Origin of the sequence: Microcystis sp. M49636_WE2 (genome assembly GCF_030065375.1) — a bacterium.
Lineage (GTDB): Bacteria > Cyanobacteriota > Cyanobacteriia > Cyanobacteriales > Microcystaceae > Microcystis > Microcystis aeruginosa_C.
The window spans coordinates 1-3068 of the sequence record NZ_JASJFG010000476.1 but is presented as its reverse complement, the minus strand read 5'-3'; the positions used below and the strand labels follow the sequence as shown (position 1 = coordinate 3068).

Genomic DNA, 3068 nt, shown 5'->3' with positions numbered 1-3068 from the left:
CCTAGCGGAAGTGGTGGGGATCAGGGAGGAAGCCGACGGTTATAAGGTGGCTAGGGTGCGTTTTCCCCAGATAAACGTTGAAAATGACATCGCCAGTCTTTTAACCATGATTTTCGGCAAATATTCCATGGCTGGAGCCGGAAAAGTGGTGGGGGTGTATCTCCCCGAAAGCTACGGCACAAAAGCCAAGCTGGGAATCACAGGAATTAGGCAACGTTTGGGGGTTTATGATCGACCTCTAGTTATGGCAATTTTTAAACCCGCTTTAGGACTATCAGCGCAAGATCACGCCGATATCCTGCGAGAAGTGGCTTTTGCTGGCTTAGACGTGATTAAAGATGATGAAATCATGGCGGATCTTCCCGTGGCTCCCACCCACGAGCGCCTAGATTGTTGTCGCCGAGTTTTGGAGGAAGTGCGGCAGCAAACCGGTAGAAATGTTCTCTATGCGGTCAATGTCACTGGAAAAGCGGACGAATTGCAGAGAAAAGCCCGTTTATTGGTGAAACATGGGGCTAATGCCCTGTTATTAAACGTTCTTACCTACGGTTTTTCCGTTTTAGAAGCTTTAGCCAGTGATCCGGCGATCGATGTTCCTATTTTCGCCCATCCTGCCTTTGCTGGGGCGATGTGTGCCGGTACTGATACGGGATTAGCCTATTCTGTGGTTTTGGGGACGATGATGGCCCACGCAGGAGCCGATGCGGTGCTATATCCCGCCGCTTACGGTAGTTTACCCTTCGATCCCCGGGAGGAGGGCAAAATTCGCGATATTTTGCGCGATAGAAACGTTTTTCCGGTTCCCTCGGCCGGTATTCGTCCCGGTATTGTTCCCCAGGTCCTTGGGGATTACGGACGTAATGTTATCCTCAATGCGGGAACCGGAATTATGGACCACCCATCGGGACCTGCCAGTGGTGTGAGGGCTTTTTTTGAAGCTTTAGCCAGAATAGAAGCGGGTGAGTCTTTTGATCCCGCCAATTTGCCCGAAGGAGCCTTAAAACAGGCAATTCTAGAGTGGGGTTAAGCGCAACTTTTTCAAATGCACTATATAGGGTTTGCGGCAAAAAGTTTTTCTTGGGGGCAGGGTGTGGGGTGTGGGGTGTAGGGTTTTACCGATTTTCAGGTGGTCAACTACCTAATTTTCAGGGAAAAAGTACCTGAATTTTCCCCCTGATCACTCCCATATCCGGTACTTTTTGATTGACAAAAGGTCTAAAAGTCTTACCCAACAAGGTTTTTAGATTTATTCAGCAAACCCTATATAGACATTTTGTCAAGCATTTTTAGAAAATTTAACAAATAACTTCCCGTTTTAGATAGGGTTGCAGCACTTCCGGCACTTTTACTGTCCCGTCCGGCTGTTGATAATTTTCTAGGACAGCGGCCATAGTACGACCGATCGCTAATCCCGAACCGTTGAGGGTGTGGACAAAATTAGTGCCTTTTTGTCCTTTTTCTTTAAAGCGAATATTTGCCCGTCGTGCCTGAAAGTCTCTAAAATTAGAACAACTGGAAATTTCCCGATAGGTATTAGCCGAAGGTAGCCACACTTCTAAGTCATAACATTTGGCCGCCGAAAAACCCAAGTCACCAGTACACAATTCAATCACGCGATAGGGCAACTGTAAAGCTTGCAGGATTGCCTCCGCATTAGCGACTAAACTTTCGTGTTCCTGAGCAGAAGCGTCAGGATGGACGATTTTGACCATTTCCACCTTATTAAATTGATGCAAACGGATCAAGCCCCTCGTATCCTTGCCATAGCTGCCCGCTTCTCGACGAAAACAAGGGGTATAGGCACAGTGTTTGATCGGTAATTGCTCCGATGAGAGGATTTCATCGCGATAGAGGTTAGTTACGGGTACTTCTGCCGTTGGTGCTAACCAAAGCTCATCATCTCGACATTTAAAGCTTTCTTCCGCAAATTTCGGCAGTTGTCCCGTCCCGCGCAGGGAGTCACTATTGATCAGAATTGGCGGTAAAACTTCTGTATAACCGGCGACAATATGGCGATCGAGCATAAAATTAATTAAAGCTCTTTCTAGGGCTGCCCCGAGGGCGATAAGATTAACAAAACGACTCTGGGCGATCTTTACTGCCCGTTCAAAGTCTAAAATGCCCAATTTTTCCCCAATTTCCCAGTGAGGCAAAATATTCGGGTTGGTGGGTTTATATTCTTCTCCCCAGCGTCTGACTTCGACATTTTCCCGTTCATCCTTACCGATGGGAGTGGTTTCACTGGGTAAATTGGGTAAATCTAAGATTTTTTGGTCAATGGCCGCTTTAATGGCTTTTTCCTGCGGTTCTAATTGAGCTAGTTTACTTTTAATCTCGTTTCCTTCTGTTTTCATTGCCAAAATTTCGGGACTGTTGACATCGCTGCCACTTTTCACTTTTTGTCCCACCAGTTTACCGATTTCGTTACCCCGGGCCTGTAAACTGCTGCGTTCTAACTCTAAAGCCTTCTGTTGTTGATTTAACTGGATAATAGGGGCAATATCATAACTACCTCCCCGACTATCTAAGCGTTTCTGCACTTCCTCTGGATTTTCTCTAATTTGCTTTAGGTCTAACATGGTACGAGTCAGTAAAAAATAAAAAGTAAGTGGGAGAGTCGGGGAATTGGCAGCCTGAGGAGAAATGTTGTCAACCGCTAACCAATGGTCAATAATAACTCAAAACTTAACTAAAATATCGGTTAAAAGCCGCCGGTAAAATTAGCGGCAGCGGAAACTGGGGTATTGTAAAGTTTAAATACAAATATGGTCATATATAGTCATTCATGGTAATATGTACAGACAAAACTATCGGACTAGGCAAAAAAACAGGAATAAGTTATCGAACGGCTTGGAGGTGGTGGAAACAAGGGAATTTAACAGGCTATCAATTGCCTTCTGGTACAATTATCACAACGGATGACAACCCTTCAAAACCCGACGCTGAGTTAAAAGACAACGGATAATATGTTAGTAGCAGAAAGACACATTATCAAGAAAGGACATCGATTCTGGGCTGAGATAGATAATTTATCTTGGCAGTCTAAAAATCTCTACAACTCAGCCAAT

General features: G+C 45.3%; 2 protein-coding genes. One reads left to right on the top strand and one right to left on the bottom strand.

All coding sequences use genetic code 11. The features are described from left to right. The coding region (locus PX484_RS11255) for a RuBisCO large subunit C-terminal-like domain-containing protein (protein WP_288103863.1) at nucleotides 1–1027 on the top strand (1027 nt) is incomplete at its 5' end. Nucleotides 1028–1295: 268 nt separating this feature from the next. Here the strand turns inward: PX484_RS11255 and serS are convergent. Then, nucleotides 1296–2579 (bottom strand): serine--tRNA ligase, encoded by a 1284-nt coding sequence (gene serS / locus PX484_RS11250; protein ID WP_287767935.1) that lies wholly within the window; start codon nucleotides 2577–2579, stop codon nucleotides 1296–1298. Nucleotides 2580–3068 lie beyond the last annotated feature (489 nt).